The 16720-nt window shown below is 30.0% G+C and carries 15 protein-coding genes; 2 read left to right on the top strand and 13 right to left on the bottom strand.

Going from position 1 to position 16720, the window contains the following annotated elements; translation table 11 throughout:
* Positions 1–32 precede the first annotated feature (32 nt).
* The 12 genes from EYW44_RS08675 to EYW44_RS08620 all read right to left on the bottom strand — a co-directional run bounded on the left by EYW44_RS08675 (position 33) and on the right by EYW44_RS08620 (position 9850).
* On the bottom strand, positions 33–536 hold the full coding sequence (locus EYW44_RS08675; protein WP_132723276.1) for a hypothetical protein: 504 nt from the start codon (positions 534–536) through the stop codon (positions 33–35).
* A gap of 160 nt (positions 537–696) precedes the next feature.
* Positions 697–1557 carry an ATP synthase F1 subunit gamma gene (gene atpG, locus EYW44_RS08670; protein WP_132723275.1) on the bottom strand — a complete coding sequence of 287 codons (861 nt, stop codon included), beginning with the start codon at positions 1555–1557 and terminating at the stop codon, positions 697–699.
* 96 nt (positions 1558–1653) lie between these two features.
* Complete coding sequence (atpA, locus tag EYW44_RS08665; RefSeq protein ID WP_132723274.1) at positions 1654–3234, bottom strand: F0F1 ATP synthase subunit alpha; 1581 nt, start codon at positions 3232–3234, stop codon at positions 1654–1656.
* A gap of 80 nt (positions 3235–3314) precedes the next feature.
* Entirely contained in the window at positions 3315–3872 is a 558-nt protein-coding gene (atpH, locus tag EYW44_RS08660) for an ATP synthase F1 subunit delta (protein ID WP_132723273.1), read from the bottom strand.
* 9 nt (positions 3873–3881) lie between these two features.
* A complete protein-coding gene (locus tag EYW44_RS08655) occupies positions 3882–4379 on the bottom strand; it encodes a F0F1 ATP synthase subunit B (protein WP_132723272.1) in 498 nt (165 codons plus the stop codon).
* Between the two features lie 92 nt (positions 4380–4471).
* Positions 4472–4660, bottom strand: coding sequence for a hypothetical protein (locus EYW44_RS08650; RefSeq protein WP_132723271.1), 189 nt, complete (start codon positions 4658–4660; stop codon positions 4472–4474).
* A gap of 45 nt (positions 4661–4705) precedes the next feature.
* Positions 4706–5830, bottom strand: coding sequence for a F0F1 ATP synthase subunit A (gene atpB, locus EYW44_RS08645; RefSeq protein ID WP_132723270.1), 1125 nt, complete (start codon positions 5828–5830; stop codon positions 4706–4708).
* An 87-nt stretch (positions 5831–5917) separates the two neighbouring features.
* Complete coding sequence (locus EYW44_RS08640) at positions 5918–6322, bottom strand: DUF6168 family protein (RefSeq protein ID WP_132723269.1); 405 nt, start codon at positions 6320–6322, stop codon at positions 5918–5920.
* 2 nt (positions 6323–6324) lie between these two features.
* Entirely contained in the window at positions 6325–6549 is a 225-nt protein-coding gene (locus EYW44_RS08635; RefSeq protein ID WP_132723268.1) for an AtpZ/AtpI family protein, read from the bottom strand.
* Positions 6515–6937, bottom strand: coding sequence for a bactofilin family protein (locus tag EYW44_RS08630; RefSeq protein ID WP_132723267.1), 423 nt, complete (start codon positions 6935–6937; stop codon positions 6515–6517). Before EYW44_RS08630 ends, EYW44_RS08635 begins: the two co-directional genes overlap by 35 nt.
* Before the next feature lie 6 nt (positions 6938–6943).
* On the bottom strand, positions 6944–9187 hold the full coding sequence (porW, locus tag EYW44_RS08625; RefSeq protein ID WP_132723266.1) for a type IX secretion system periplasmic lipoprotein PorW/SprE: 2244 nt from the start codon (positions 9185–9187) through the stop codon (positions 6944–6946).
* Positions 9188–9352: 165 nt separating this feature from the next.
* Positions 9353–9850, bottom strand: coding sequence for a DUF1761 domain-containing protein (locus tag EYW44_RS08620; RefSeq protein ID WP_132723265.1), 498 nt, complete (start codon positions 9848–9850; stop codon positions 9353–9355).
* Positions 9851–9927: 77 nt separating this feature from the next.
* On the opposite strand from EYW44_RS08620, the gene EYW44_RS08615 reads away from it, so the two are divergent.
* On the top strand, positions 9928–11856 hold the full coding sequence (locus EYW44_RS08615; protein ID WP_132723264.1) for a NosD domain-containing protein: 1929 nt from the start codon (positions 9928–9930) through the stop codon (positions 11854–11856).
* 65 nt (positions 11857–11921) lie between these two features.
* On the opposite strand, the gene EYW44_RS08610 is transcribed toward EYW44_RS08615, so the two are convergent.
* Positions 11922–13643, bottom strand: coding sequence for a tetratricopeptide repeat protein (locus EYW44_RS08610; RefSeq protein WP_132723263.1), 1722 nt, complete (start codon positions 13641–13643; stop codon positions 11922–11924).
* 308 nt (positions 13644–13951) lie between these two features.
* Between EYW44_RS08610 and EYW44_RS08605 the strand changes: the two genes are divergently transcribed.
* Positions 13952–16690, top strand: coding sequence for a T9SS type A sorting domain-containing protein (locus EYW44_RS08605; RefSeq protein WP_132723262.1), 2739 nt, complete (start codon positions 13952–13954; stop codon positions 16688–16690).
* The last annotated feature ends 30 nt before the right edge of the window (positions 16691–16720 follow it).

Genomic DNA, 16720 nt, shown 5'->3' with positions numbered 1-16720 from the left:
ATTGGTTCGTTTTTTAAATTTTATTAGGAATCTTAAAAGTTATAATTAAATGAGCCATTAGTAATAATAATATTCAATGGTTTATTATCTTCACAACTGAACAATTCTCCAGAAAAATTCCCTGATAGTGTTTCATTATTATTTGTAGATGTTACAAAGTTAAATCTGTTAGTTCCTAAAGGCGAACCATCACATAGCTGGTCATTTGAAGAAACTACTAATGAACCTGTAAAATAACCTCCTTCATTTGTAAAATAAGCAAAATCACTTAGTGAATTAGCTCCTAGTGCATCTTTGAAAATACTAATTGTTAAAATTCTATCAGTTCTATTTTTTATAGTTGCTGTTATTTCAATAACTTCTTCCCCTTTTCCACTATCAATAAAAGAATCTATAACTAATGAATTAAATGTAAGTTCTTCACCATTCACATTCATTTTAATAAAATTAGTATTTTCAATTTCTTCTGTATTATCTGAGCAAGAAATAAACAAGGTTAAAATAAGTAAAATGGATGCTTTGAAAAGATTTTTCATAGTAAATGTATTAAGTATTAAAATTTTCTTTTTTTGGTCTGGTAAATCTAGTATTTTTCACAAAATGAAAAAAATAAATACATAAAACTTACGAGTAATAACAAATAAAAAAGCGAACCAAAATATGGTTCGCTTTTAAATATTATATGTATTGAGTGAATTAGCTGTTTAATGCTTCTGCACCACCTACAATTTCTAAAATTTCGTTTGTAATTGCAGCCTGACGAGCTTTGTTGTACGTAAGCTTTAATTCGTCACGTAATTCCTTAGCGTTATCAGTAGCCTTGTGCATCGCAGTCATACGAGCTCCGTGTTCGGCAGCAAATGAATCACGGATAGATTTGTATAACTGAGTTTTTAAAGACTTTGGTATTAGCTCTAATACTATCTCTTCTTTAGAAGGCTCAAAAATATAATCTAAACTTACATTTTCATCGCTTTCTATTGGTTTAATTGGTAAAAATTGCTCTACCATTGGTATTTGAGTAGCAGCGTTTTTAAAACGATTGTAAATAATCTCAATTTTATCATAAGATCCATCAACAAATTGTTTCATTAACTCTTCAGCAACACCAGCCACATTTTCAAAAGTTAAATCATCAAAAACAGTATTTCTACTATCAACTACGTTGTATTCTTTTGACAATACATCAGCTCCCTTTTTTCCTATTGTAAAAAGTTCAACCTCTGTATTACTGTATTTTTCTTGAATAGTTTTAACTGTAGCTTTTACAATAGAAGAATTAAAACCGCCACATAAACCTCTATTAGATGTTATAACAACTAATAAAACTTTATTAACTTCTCTTTGTTCAGAATATGCTCCACCAGTGTTACCTTCTAAAGTAGCACTTAAGTTTTGTAATAATTCTGTTAACTTAGATGAATACGGACGCATTGCTGTAATTGCATCTTGAGCTTTTTTCAACTTTGCAGCAGATACCATTTTCATGGCAGATGTAATCTGCATTGTTGACCCAATTGAAGTAATTCTGTTACGTATTTCTTTAAGATTAGCCATAATTTGCTTTTCTTATTCCGCTTTAACACGAAATCTATTAATTAGTTAAAACAATGTCATTTCTGCTTTTTTACAGAAATGACACTTTATATATTTTTATGCAGAAAACTTAGCTGAAATTTCTTTAGCAGCTTCTCTTAATACATCTGTAGCTTCATCAGTTAATTTACCTGATTTTAAAACATCTAATGTATCTCTATGCTTTGCATTTAAGTATTCGATATAATCTCTTTCGAACTCTTTTACCTTCTTTACAGGTACATCTTTTAATAAGTTCTTAGAACCAGCATAAATAATTGCAACCTGATCTTCTACTGTAAAAGGATCTCCTTGATTTTGCTTTAAAATCTCAACATTACGTTGACCTTTAGAGATTACATTCATAGTAGCAGCATCTAAATCAGAACCAAACTTAGCGAACGCTTCTAATTCACGGTATTGAGCTTGATCTAACTTTAATGTACCAGATACTTTCTTCATTGATTTAATCTGAGCAGAACCTCCTACACGCGATACAGAAATACCTACGTTAATTGCAGGACGTACACCTGAGTTGAATAAATCAGACTCTAAGAAGATCTGACCATCTGTAATCGAAATTACGTTTGTTGGAATATATGCTGATACATCTCCTGCTTGAGTTTCAATAATTGGTAATGCAGTTAATGATCCTCCACCTTTTACCTTTCCTTTTAAAGAATCTGGTAAATCGTTCATTTGAGAAGCAATTGCATCATCATTAATAACTTTTGCAGCACGCTCTAATAATCTTGAGTGTAAGTAGAAAACGTCTCCAGGATACGCCTCACGTCCTGGTGGACGACGTAATAATAAAGACACCTCACGGTAAGCAACTGCTTGCTTAGATAAATCATCATAAATGATTAATGCTGGACGACCAGTATCACGGAAATACTCACCGATAGCAGCTCCTGCGAATGGAGCATATACCTGCATTGGAGCAGGATCAGAAGCATTTGCAGCTACAATTGTAGTATAAGCTAAAGCTCCTTTTTCTTCTAACATGTTTGCAATAGCAGCAACAGTAGATCCTTTTTGACCAATTGCTACATAAATACAATATACAGGCTCACCTGCATCGTAGAATTCTTTTTGATTTAAAATAGTATCAATTGCAACAGTAGATTTTCCTGTTTGACGGTCACCAATGATTAACTCACGTTGTCCACGTCCGATTGGAATCATTGCATCTACTGACTTAATACCTGTTTGTAATGGCTCAGTTACTGGTTGACGATAAATAACTCCAGGTGCTTTACGCTCTAAAGGCATTTCGAAAGTTTCACCTTCGATTGGTCCTTTACCATCAATTGGATTACCTAAAGTATCTACAACTCTACCAACAACTCCTTCACCTACTTTTAAAGAAGCAATTCTTTCAGTACGTTTTACTGTAGATCCTTCACTTACTCCTGTAGATGATCCTAATAATACTACCCCTACATTATCTTCTTCTAAGTTTAATACGATTCCTTCTAAACCGCTACCAAACTCTACTAATTCACCGTACTGTACATTAGATAAACCATAAACACGAGCAATACCATCACCCACTTGTAATACAGTTCCTACTTCATTTAAAGTAGCTTTCGATTCGAAATTTGTTAATTGTTCCTTTAAAATTGCTGATACTTCAGCTGGTTTTATTGCTGCCATCTTTTTTTATTTTAGATAGTAGAGGCTAGATATTAGAAGTTGGACAGCTCTAATTCTTTACCTCAATCCTTTTAAAAAGTTTAAATTTTTGGAATATAGTGACTATTGTCAAATTCTCTTCTTAATTCGTTAAATTGGTTAGAAATACTTGCGTCGTATTGTACGTCTCCAACTCTTAACACAAATCCACCTATAATGTCTGGATTTACAACATTCTCAATAGTAGCACTGTTTCCAGTAATCTCTACTATTTTCTTTTGAATTTTATCTTCTAGTTCTTTAGTTAATGCAACTGCAGTTGTTACTGTAGCAACCTGCATTTTCTTATGAAAATCGTAGATTACACTGTACTGCTTAGCTACAGTTTCTAAAATTAACATTCTCTTGTTTTCTGCTAAAAGATTAAACAAGCCTTTAGTGATGTTTGTTACTGAATCTGCAAACAATGCATTTAACACCTTCTTTTTATCAGATGCTTTAATGATTGGACTCTTTAGCATTGCATCTAAATCATCGCTTTCAGAAATCGTATCAACTATAGATTTCATATCATTGTTTACTTCAGCATCTTTTCCTTGATCTTTAGCAAGGTTTAAAATTGCTTTTGCGTAACGTAATGCTGGTCTTGTTTCTTTCATCTTACTTAATTAGTTTAAAGTAACCTCTTCTAACATACCTTCAACAAGCTTTAATTGATCATCTTGTGAAGCTAATTCTTTCTTTACTACTGTTTGAGCAATACCAATTGATAAATCAGCTACTTTCTTCTTTAACTCAGCTACAGCAGCTTGTTGCTCTTGCTTAATTGTTGCTTTTGCATTTTCGATCATAGTAGCTGTTTGTTCAGCTGCCTCTTCTTTAGCATCAACAATAATCTTATCTTTAATTTCACGAGCCTCTTTCATCATTGCATCTCTCTCTTCTCTCGCTTCTTTTAATAACTTTTCGTTATCAGCTTGTAAGTTTTGCATTTCTTTACGAGCATTCTCTGCTGCATCTAATGCACTCTGAATACCTTCTTCTCGCTCTGAAATTGAGTTTAAAATTGGTCTCCAAGCAAACTTAGCTAGTAAAAAAATCAATACAACTAAGATTACTAACTGCATAAAGAACAATCCTACTGAAAAATCATTAAATATTTCCATAATATTTTATCTTTTAATTTTTGTTTAATTCTTAAAAACATTTCCTACAACCAACCGTTGCAGGAAGATGTTCTTTTTTAATTTCTTTGATCTTATCCTAAAAGTAAAGCACCAAATGCTAAACCTTCTAATAAAGCTCCAATGATAATCATTGCAGTTTGGATTTTACCAGCAGCTTCTGGTTGACGAGCGATAGCTTCCATTGCACTACCTCCGATTTTACCTAATCCTAATCCACCTCCGATTACGATTAAACCTGCTCCAACTAAATTAAGTGTCATAATAATTGATTTATATATAATTAAACAAATTCGTATTTCTAATTCTTAGTGATGGTCGTGTTCTTCAACAGCCATCCCGATAAACAATGATGATAACATTGTAAAAATGTAAGCTTGTAAAAACGCCACTAAAACTTCAATTAAAGTTAAGAATAACGTTAAGGCAAATGAAATACCTGTTGCTCCAGCCGTACCAAATTTATCCTGTAACAAAATCATCAATGCTCCAATTCCCATAACTACAGCATGACCTGCAGTGATATTTGCAAATAAACGAACAAATAACGAAAACGGTTTAGTCAACATACCTAAAACTTCAATTGGTGCTAAAACTATTTTCATTGGAACTGGTACACCTGGCATCCAGAAAATGTGTTTCCAGTAATCTTTATTACCACTAAACTGAACAATCACAAAAGTCATTAAAGCTAAGGCAACAGTCACTGCAATCTGACCAGTTACATTAAATCCTAATGGAGTTAACCCTAATAAGTTTAATATCCAGATAAAGAAAAACACAGTTAATAAAAAGCCCATAAACTTCCTGTAATGCTTCTCTCCAATGTTTGGTCTAGCTATTTCATCTCTAACATATAAAACTAGTGGCTCTAAAAAACGACCTACTCCAGTTGGAATAGCACCTTTTTTATAACTATTCCCTAGAGATCTAAATCCGAAGAACATTAATACACCAGCTAATAACATACCTACAATACTCTTAGTTATTGAAAAATCTAACACTTTGTGAGCATTTGTAGCATGATGATGATCATCAAAAGACACATGATCAGCACCAGCTTCTAATTCATAAATCTTACTATGGATCTTTGTAAGTTTTAAACCATCCTTTTCAACAATCACATGACCGTTATCATCATGATGAAATTCAGAAGACATGAAAGTTTTCAAACCTTCACTCGTCCAAACAATAATAGGCAAAGGAAAACCAATATGCTTTCTTTCATTATTACTATTTGTATAGGAAAAAATGTGAAAATCGTGCGAATCTGCTAAGTGGTGTTTTTTATAAGCTTCTATTTCTTCTTTGGTATTTACTCTACCTCCGTCATCGCTAGAAGTTTTTTCTCCGCCACCTGCAAATACTGCAAAAGAAGAGAATAGTAAAGTTACTGCTGTTAAAACCTTAATAGTTTTTGTTGCCATCATCATAGTTAGTTAATGTGATTCGTTCCCTTTAAATTTCGTGCAAAGGTACACATTTAATTAAAAACACAAACTCTTTTTTTGTCTTAGTTTTTATTCTCCTTTTTTTTGAGTGAATTGTTTGTTATTCAGAAGCTTTGCAACACCAATAGTTTCAGTTATTAAAAAAATAAATAAAGGTGCTATAAGGGATGCTTTATCTGGTTTGGTTAATGGTTCTCCTGAAAAGATACTTTCTTGGAAAAGCATTACAAAAACTCCTAATTTAATCATGGTTAGTGCTAGGTATAAGTAACCCGTTTCATTTGGTAGTTGCGTTACGACTAACTCTACAAGTACGTAAATTATTAAACTTGCTATGGCATGAAAAAGATAAACATGTAGCAAATTAAAAGATAAACTGATGTTATTTTTTTGAACGATAAAGTCATTCAAAAAATAACTCATAAAAAAAAGCAACAAAACTGTTGCTAAAAATATAGTAATTCTTTTACTCATTATTATTTTGATAGTTTAGTAACTTGTTTTATCACTGTATACATTGCGATAAAAACGGCTACTAAAGTACAAATTTTAGCGTATAACTCATCATTATTTGAATTGTTTGCATCTAACCACTTACCTAATAAGTTACCAAGGTAAATGATTAAACCCATTTGAATTGCTATACCACTAAAACGTAAATATTTATTAAGCGGTTTCTTGCTTCTTTGATTTTGAGGCATTATTATCTTTACCTAATTCTTTTATGGCTCCTCTCATATTGCATGTTGCATTAAAAGAAGCTCCTGGTTCTGTAGATATTTGTCCTACATTTACATTTCCAGTAATGTTAGCTGTAGATTTTGCTGTTAACATATTTGATACATTAAAATCTCCAGAAAATTTACCTTCTACATCTGCATTACTGCAATCAACAGTTCCATTAATGTAACCTTCTTGACCAATAATTACACGTCCATTTGTTTTTAATGTACCTTCTAAAACACCATCAATTCTAAAATCACCTTCTGAAATAAAATCTCCAGTAATTTTAGTTCCCCTTCCTATCACATTTCTACCTGATGCTTTTCTTTCTACTATTGGTTCTTTTTTGTTTTTATTACTAAACATAGGGAATTAATTTAATATTTCAATAATTTCGCTAGCCTTTTGCCCTTCAATTTGCCCTGCATATTTAGTAGCAACAAGTTCTAACGCCTTTTTATATTCTTCTTTACTTTTATACTTACCTAGTGCCATAGCCCTAAGTAAAGCGAATTTAGCAATTATTTTTGAATTTTCAATACTACTCCCTAAATTATCTATTTGATTTACAGCTTCTTCATTCATATTGAATTTATACATTCTGTAAATTTCTTTATATTTTTTTTCTATTTCACTTACTTGTGTATTGGTTTCTAACTTCTTATTAGGCTCTCTAATAATTTGAGCAAACTGAGATTCTGGATACTTATTTAAAATTAAGTTCTTTTTTTCTTCAATTTTTTCAGCATCTTCAATTGCTGAATAAGCTTGGTACAAGTGATAATTAACAGGCAGTATTAAATCGTCTTTTTTATTTGACACTAAAAACTTCTCAAAATTATCTATCCCTCTTTTAGGGTTTTTAAACTGCTCTTTATAAATTAAACCTAATTGATACAGCGCATCTGTTCTTTCAGATTGCAACTGTTCTATTACTTTTTCATCTGTAGGTATGGCACTTATATAAGTTGATAATTCGTACTTACTGTCTGTTTTTTCAACTTCTATTTCGAGTTCTTCTTCCTCTTCTTCTCCACTTTGGTTTTTATCTGACCATCTCCAATTATCTTCCAAAGGTCTGTTACCCCAATTTTTCTGGAAATTAACTTTACCAAAGCCTTTAGATTGTGAGTTATAGAAATACCAAGTACCTCCTGATCCATTTCCTCCAAATGAAACTCCTCCTCCAGCAAACTGACTTCCGAAGTCTTGAGAATTTAATAATCGCTGTCTTTTAGTTTCATCTTCTACTTTTAACTTTTCAATGTACTCTGTAAAGAAAGCGTTACGTTCATCGTCATTCATTGCAACCAACCTTAAAATACTGTCATTATTCTTAACTATATTTTCAAACTCTCTAAGCTTGGTTAGTCCTTTATTTTTTCTTTTTATTCTACGAATTCTCTTTTCTGTAGCAAACTCTTCTGTAGTTACTTGTAAAACACTATCGTAAAAAGATCCTGCCAAAATATAATCCTCTCTATCAAAATAAATATTCCCTAAACGTTCAAATGCATAGGTTTTTTGATAGTTAGTATTTTTCTTAGCTTCTAAAGATTTTAAGTAATATGTTTCTGCTCTATTAACACTATCTCTTGATTCTTCTAAAACTCCTAATTGATAGTAAAGTTCATTTGTATATTTTCTGTAATCAGAGTTTCTAGCTAACTTTTTTAATTTCTGAATTAAATACAAGTTAGAAGAATCTTTATCCATGTTTCTAACTAACTCAATATTAGCATGAATTCTATATTTTTCTGGTGTTCTTTTACTGTAAGCTAATTGATTAAATACTGTTCTTGCCGAATCTTTTCTATTTAACTCGCTGTAAATTTGACCTAAAATGAATTTATTCCTTGCTGATTGTGCGTTATTAACAAAAGAAGTAGAAATTTTAAGATTTTCAATTACTTTCTGAATTGTATCTGTTTTTTCATAAGCCATCGCCATAGCAGTGTAAGCACTCTGACGTTGAACGTTTGTTAAATTTTTCTCGTTTTTGTCTAACTCTATTAACAGTTCTAAAGTTTCAATTGCTAAGCGTTCATTATCTAAACGAACATTTGATTTTGCTCTCCAAACCTTAGTATCGTATATTAAATTTGCTTTTGGATAATTTGCGATGATGTAATTGAAAGCTTCAATTGCAGGAATGAATCTTTGGGTGTAATATCTAGATTTCCCTAATAACAAATAAGCATCATCTATTTGGCGATTTCTTTCAAAACCGTTAATATTCATCGAATGCTTCTGAACTGCTTTTACAGCTTTTTCTTCAGCTTTATCAAAAGGAGTTACTGCCTGACTATCACTTCCACCACCTTTTCCATTGTCGTCAAAACCATCACCTGGAGTTGAATTAAATTTTAACTCACCTATACTTCTTTCATCAAAAGTTATAGGTTCAATTGGAAGTCTTTTCCAAAAATTATCCTCAAAATTATCTTCAATATTTTTAAGTCCTTTTTGAAATGCTTGTTCACCATTAAACAACACGTTGTATTTGGTTGTTAACGTATGAAAGTTTCTGTTAATAACAGAATCTTTAGTTGTGCTGCATGCAAATAAGGCACCAACAATAATTACAAAGACTATTTGGTTGTAAAACTTTCTCATAAAAAACGTTCTATCTATTAAAATACAACAGTTAAAACAGGCAACTATTGTACTAATGTGCGTAAAAATAGAAATAAAAAGCTAATTTTAACTATTTGAGAGTCCAATAAAAATAATGCTTTTTAAAAACTATTCTTAAAGACGGCTAAATAGTTTACAGTGAATTTATAACCATTGAGAAATTACGCCTCCCATTAATGAAAGTGTAATTATCCAATAGCCAGCATTAATGGCAATATACTTAAAGCTCTTTCTTTCAAACATAGCTTGAATAGCCAAAACTGGCATCACTAAAAAGACACCTATTAAACCTCCATGTAAAGAACCATGCTTAAATGTTCTACCTATATGACCGTATTTTTCCATAAATGAAGTAAAAGCAGTATAAGTTTCACTAGTTGTATCTTTAAAACTTGGCAAATGTGCTAAAGTAGAATACACACCCATTTGGTGAATAACTACCATCATTAAAGCAGAAGCAACAAAAAGCCCTAATAAATAAGATAATCCAAAAACAAGTAACATATTACCTCCTTTTAAATTTTCTTCGGAAAAACTCATTTCCTTCATCCAAGCATTCTTAAACAGTGGTCCATACCAAAAAAATCCTACAAATAAAGGTATAAGCGCTGCAATAAACAAAATATAATAGTTAGATCCCATAAGTTTAAAATAGTTGATACTTTAAAAATAAAAAATATTTGTTATTTTGCTACACATATTAAAATAATTCCCTAAAAATGAAAAAAATAGCTGTAAATTTAGCTATTCTTGGTATGATGTCATGTAGTAAAGAAACTACGTTTTCAATTGGCAATGACAATACTCAAGATGAAGCTCCAACAATTATTCTTCCCTGTAATTTTGATGCTATCGATATTAAAGAAAATGCTACCTTAGAAATTGATTGCTCATTAGATTTAAAAGGAGAAACTGTTTCTTTGCCTAATAATGTAAACTTTAATTTTAATGGTGGTGAAATTACTAATGGTACACTTATCTTTAATGGTGGTACCATTGCTGGTGAATTACTAAATCATACTATAGATTTAGAAGGTGATGTACAATTACAAAATACTACTTTTAATTTTTTAACTTCAAAATGGGATATTGTAGAAGGTACTACAGATTCTGATACTGCTTTAGAAAATACTGCCAAATTAGAAAAGCTCTTCTTTTTTACAAAAAAACTTGGAGCAGATACTTTTAAAATAAACGAATTAGATGCTTTTTTTGAAGTAACTAGAGTTACAAGCACAACGAGTAATCAAAATTATTATCCTTCTTTAGAGGCTGTCAACTTACCTTCAGATTTTAATTTGATTATGACCAGTAACACTCATCTAAGAATTTTTCCTGGAGGAAATTACAATAAAAACTCTGGGGCAATTTTAGCCGTTAGAGATGCTGAAAATATTACTATTACTGGTGGAAATTTTTATGGAGATAGAAATGAACGTATTTTTTCTCCTGATGATACTGGTACCGAAGGAAGTCATTTAATTCATATTCACTCTGGAAGAAATATAGTAGTGAATGGTGGAAATTTTCAAAATGGTTCTTCAGGAACCTTTGCTATCTATTCTTTTGGCTTTGCTTTTAACCCTGATTATAATCCTACTGAAAATGTAACCATTAAAAATTGCACTATTAAAAACTCTAGAAGAATGGCTATTGCCTTAGTAGATGGAAGAAATGTTACTATTGAAAACAATACGTTTATTGATACTGGTCAACCTAATGCCAATACTGATGGAGGGGAAGTTGGATATGCAATTAATATTGAACCTGAAAGATTTAGAGACACTAATGGTGATTTACAAGAATACCAAAGAGTATTTGATGTACTGATAAAAAACAATACTGAAAGCGGAAGTAGAGGCGGATTTTTAACGATTACCATTGGGCAAGATATTACTGTAAAGGGTAATGATATTGGATCTAGAGTAGTGAGTTCTTTTGTGTCTGGTGCAAAAATTTTAGACAATAATTTTAAAGCTGTAGGCAGTGCACAAGATAGTTGGGCAATGTTTATAGCAGGAAGTGGTGAAACTGTTTTTAATAATGAAATAGCCAACAATTCCATTCAAGGTTACAGTGCAGGAATTATTGTAGGGTCTATTGATGCATATGTACATCATAATAACATAAAAGATTGTGGCGCAGGTATACAATTATCGCAAGCAAAAGATGCTAGAATTCACAACAACATGATTGATGTTACAAAAAACGGAATACAATCTACAAACACTTATTGTGATAATGTTGAAATTAAAGAGAATACTGTAACAACTACTGGAAACTTCAATTTATATGTAGCTAACATGAATAATCTTGATGATGATAAAGACAAGCAAATGATAATTGAAGCGAATGACTTTAAAAATGATAAAGGCATTATTTTTTCAAGAGCTTCAGGAATTACCTTCCATAAAAACTCAATGACTGGAGGAATCTCATTTACGAATGTAGACAACAGTAAAATGACTGAGAATACCATAATTCCAAACGAAAGTCATGGAATTAAATTAGATAATGTATTAAATGATGTAATTGTAACTGATAACATTATCAGTATTCCTACTGGAACAACTGGAAATTATAGATGTTTATATAGCGATGATGCTGTTTTAAACAATGTTACTATTTCAAATAATTCATGTAACTAAATTAACAATACACTCAATAAAAAAAGGTAATCTTTAGTAAGATTACCTTTTCTTTTATTTAATTTTCAAAGATCATTTAAAAACTCTTTCAACCTAACTTCTTCAGGCAATTCCATTTTTTTCTTTATTCGTTTCCTTGCCATTTTTATAGCATGATCAGATACATTTAACAATTGAGAACAATCTTTTATACTCAAATTTAGTTTTAACAGTAGACAATGTTTTATATCGTTAGCAGATAAATGAGGATAATTATTCTTTAATATGATTGCCAAATTTGGATATCTGGATTCTAACTTTTCATAAATTAAGGAAATCCCTGAAGAGCTATCTAACAAACTATCGAGAGAATTATTTATCCCATTCAAATTTTTATAATCATTGTTTTTAATGGCTTCTTTTAATAGTTTTTTAATTGACTTTATTTTCTCATTCTGTTCTTTTATTGAACTTGCTGTAATGATTAACTCCTCCTCTCTCAATTTTATATGATCTTCTAAAATTTTCTTTTCGTTTATTTTGAGCTCCTTTATTTCTGTTTTACTTTTAGAATATTTCTTATAAATCAATAGAATTATTAAAAAAGACAAAACACAAACTAGCACTAATGATAAAATAATGATATTTAATTGCTGTTTTTTATTTTTGATTGTTAATTCATTTTTATGTTTTCTCTCTTTAACAAAGCGTAAATCAGAATTATAATAACTTAAAATATCTTTATCTTTTACTTTCTGTAAGCTATCATTAACCAACATATACGAAAGAATAGATGCATTTGCTTCGTCAATCTTGTTTAAATTACGATAATTATAAAATTTTGATTTATATGCACTCGCCAAAACCTTAGGTTCTAAATAAGAAATACTTATTAAACTATCGTAATAACTATTAGAAATAGAAAACTTATTAAAACTACAATGCAACTTTCCTTTTAGTTTATAGTATTGAACTAATGATTCTTTATCTGTTTTAGGCTTATATTCTTTAAGAAAGGTTATCAATATATTTTTTGCTTTTTTTAAGCTATCTGAAAGTAAATACAATTCAGCTTTTTTAAGTAATGATAGGTGAAAATGTTTTTTATACTGAATCCCTTTAAGTTTAGTTATATTTTTATTTATAACTTTTAAAGCATTAGAGAAATCTTTGTTCTTTTTAAAACCTTCAGATAATGTCAAATAATACTTACTTAAAATTAATTTATTCTTTTTGGCTCCTCTAATAAACTTACCTTCTAACTCTGTTAATCTTTCAATTACTCTCTCATGTTTTCCTAACTCATTAAACATTTTAAAAATATTCAACTTTAACAATAGAGTATCTTTCATTTTATTATTCAGAGATACTTTATAAGCCTTTCTATATAAAAAAAGTGCTCTTGTATAAAATCCTTTCTTAGCAAAAATTTTAGCTTTATTTGTCAGTACCTTTTTAAAAAACCTTTTAAATTTTTGTTTTTTCTCTATTAGTTCATTTGCTTTTTCTAAATAATAAAAAGCACTATCGTATTGTTTAAAATGCAAATAATACTCACCAATAAAATTACTAGAGGCTATTTTACCTCTTGTGTAATTATAAGTACTGGATAAATCATATGCCTTCTTGAGTAATTTAAACTTACCTCTATCTTTTTTAGATAATTTTATTAAGCTATCAATTTGTTTATAATGTTTTCCTTTTTGACTGAAACTTGTACAGACTTTAAATAGTAGTAAAGCCCAAAGGAAATAATGTTTTTTAATAGACAAAGCAGTAGGCACTACTTTAAAAAAGTAAACTTTCATTCGATATTTTTTGGGGATTATTTTGATTATAAATGTTTTAGAAAACGTCTGTTTAAATAAAAAAGTATACTTTTTATATAACTAATTATTTTTTTGTAAAACAAAAATACACTTAATGTACACCTTTATTTTATCTCTTTAAACTTTAATCAATGTAGATTTGCTGTCCAGTTTTAAAACTTATCATGATCATTTTACTGTTTTAACAATCTGTTAGAAAAACAATTTTAACAAACACTAATTTATCTTGAAACAATTTTCTTGAAAGTTAAATTAGATTGTTTACCCCTAAAACTAAAGTTTAAAAAATGAAAATAAATAAACACATTAAGTATTGCTTACTGAGTCTTTTACTATTATTCTTTTTCTCAGGAAATGCACAGTTCGAAAAAATGATACCAGAGAATACGGTTACACACAAGGCTATAAAAAATGGAAAATGGTCTAACCCTACAACATGGTCTTCCAATAGTGTTCCTAAACTAGGAGCAATTGTATGGATACCTGAAGGAATAAGAGTAAATTATGATGTAAACTCTAATCAACACATTTTTTTAATAAGAAATGATGGTACTTTCTTTACTAGTACGTCTGACAACAAAAAAAGGAAACTCATTGTTGACTCTTTTTTAGGAGGACGAAACTCATTTCTAAACATAAATGCTTCTGAATTTAACAGTGCGAATATGGAAATCATCTTAAAACCTTTTGACATTCAAAAGAAAAAGAATGATAAAATAGGAGGTGTTCAATGGAACGAAAATGCTAAAGCACACTACAGTGATAATAAACCAGTAACTAATCATTTTGGAAATAAATTACCTTCAGATGGATCAGGAGTACTGGGAAGATATAAATGGGATCCTAAGCAAGCATCTATAAGTCTTATGACTTGGGGTAAAGTTAGAATAAGCGGAAAGGATAAATTAGATTTTTCTGAAAGTTCTTCTGATATTTTACAAAATCAAAACAGAATTCAGTTAAAAAAAATACCTGAAGGATGGAAAAAAGGTGATCTTGTTTTAATTTCTGGAACTGAAAACATTAATGATAATGAAATAATAGAAGTTAAAGAAATTTCAGGTAATACTATTATTTTGAAAGAAAGAACTCGAAAAAATCATAAAGGTGTTAAATTGGAGGGTACAAACTATTATACTTACGTTGCTAACTTAACAAGAAGTATCAGTATTAAATCTTACCACACAAGTATTGAAGAAAATCATACTAGAAGAGGACATGTTATGTTTATGTTTAATGGTGATGTAGTAATTAAAAATACGTCTTTTAAAGATTTAGGTAGAACTAACAAAGTAAATATTTTAGATGATTTAAAAATTGGAACTCCTGTAGTTACTGGCTCTGGTGATAAAACAGAAGTGAATTTATCTTCTTTTGTAAACGAACCAGAAACAGATCCATCTAAAATTGAAAATCAAAGAGGTAGGTATGCTCTTCATTTTCATAAAACACTTAGAGGTCAAAATAAAGAAAACTTAATTATAGCTAAAGGTAATGTTGTATGGGGTTCTCCAGGTTGGGGAATGGTTCATCATGATAGTCATGCGGATTTTAGTGATAATGTTGTTCTACAAATTCAAGGAGGAGGAATGGTTGCTGAAAGTGGCTCAGAAACTGGTATTTGGAAAAATAACTTTGTTACTGGTGGTGCTCCAAAAAGAATTAATAATGCTCCAAACGGTATTCCGTTAACAGACAGAATTCGTAGATATTTAAGAGAAATCATTGATGATGATTTTAAAACCCCTTCTGCATATGCCCTTCAAGGTAGAGCTATTGAAATGGTTGATAATGTTGCTTCTTCAGTTAGTGCTGCATATCATTATCAAGGTAGTGGTGTAAATGTAAGAGTTGCTGACGAACTTGACACTAAAGTATTTGAAGAAAATGGAAAAATCAACCCATTTCCTTTTAAAGAAACAGTAGTAAGAACTGCTGCTCCATTTATTCGTTTTGATGGAAATATTGCTTTTAACTGTGCCGATGGTTTTAAATCTCAAAACAGATCTACCTCTGGTGCTTTTAATAGGGTAAGCTCAGTTGTATCTAACATGTTAGTATGGAATGCAGATCGTTTTGGTATTTACATTTCAACAAATTTTGGTTATTTGATAAAAGACTCTAAATTTCATGCAAATGAAAATACTAGAAGACAAAACACTACTGGAGCTTTAATTCAAAAGGATAATGATAATTTGAATTTTCATAACATAACATTTTACAATTATAAAGACAAAGGAGTTAATGTAAACAATACGCTTACAAGTAATACTTCAGCAAATAACTCTAATGCTCGTTTTATATTTAATAAAGTTAGATGGCTAAATAGTCCTTCAAATTTCAAACCTTACAGTAATAATACAGACGGACAAATTATTGTAAAAGATGTAACTCCTTCACAAAACCCTAGAATACGTTTTATAAAGTCTGAAACTATTGATAACGAATTGGATTTAAATGGAGATTTTGAATTCTCTATTGAAGGAGAAGTAATTGATCAAATAGGTAAAAGTAAATTTGCTCATTATGCACCTAAGAAAACACCTTTTCTTAAAAGAGTTTATCGTTTTGAAAACAGACAAGAATTAGAAGAGCAATTACTTGAAAGATATGAGATAAAAAATAACAGTAAAGGCTATTATGTTGAGTTTACAGAGTACATGTCTGATAGAATAACAGCAGTTACTAAAGGGATTAAATTTAAAATTTATATTAAAAACTATATTCCTTCAAATCTTAACTCTACAAACAACGTATTATCAAGTGATACGAGCTCTTTCTTGTTTCCAAACCCAAGTAGTAAAAACCTAACAATTAACTTAAATATAATTGAGGCTAAATCTGATCTGTCAGAAATAATAATTTCAAACCTAAATGGAATGATCATTGAAAAAGTTAAGCTTAATAATAATTCTAAGAATGTTTATAATTTAAACATTGAAAAATACAGCTCAGGAATGTATTTAATGAATCTAGTGAGCAATAAAGGAGCAATATTAAAAACAACTAAGTTTATAAAAAAATAATAATATTTTCCTCTATAAAAAAGGCTTAAT

Origin of the sequence: Tenacibaculum sp. M341 (assembly GCF_004337695.1) — a bacterium.
Lineage (GTDB): Bacteria > Bacteroidota > Bacteroidia > Flavobacteriales > Flavobacteriaceae > Polaribacter.
The sequence above is the reverse complement of the archived record's forward strand: the minus strand, read 5'-3'. Positions and strand labels throughout refer to the sequence as shown.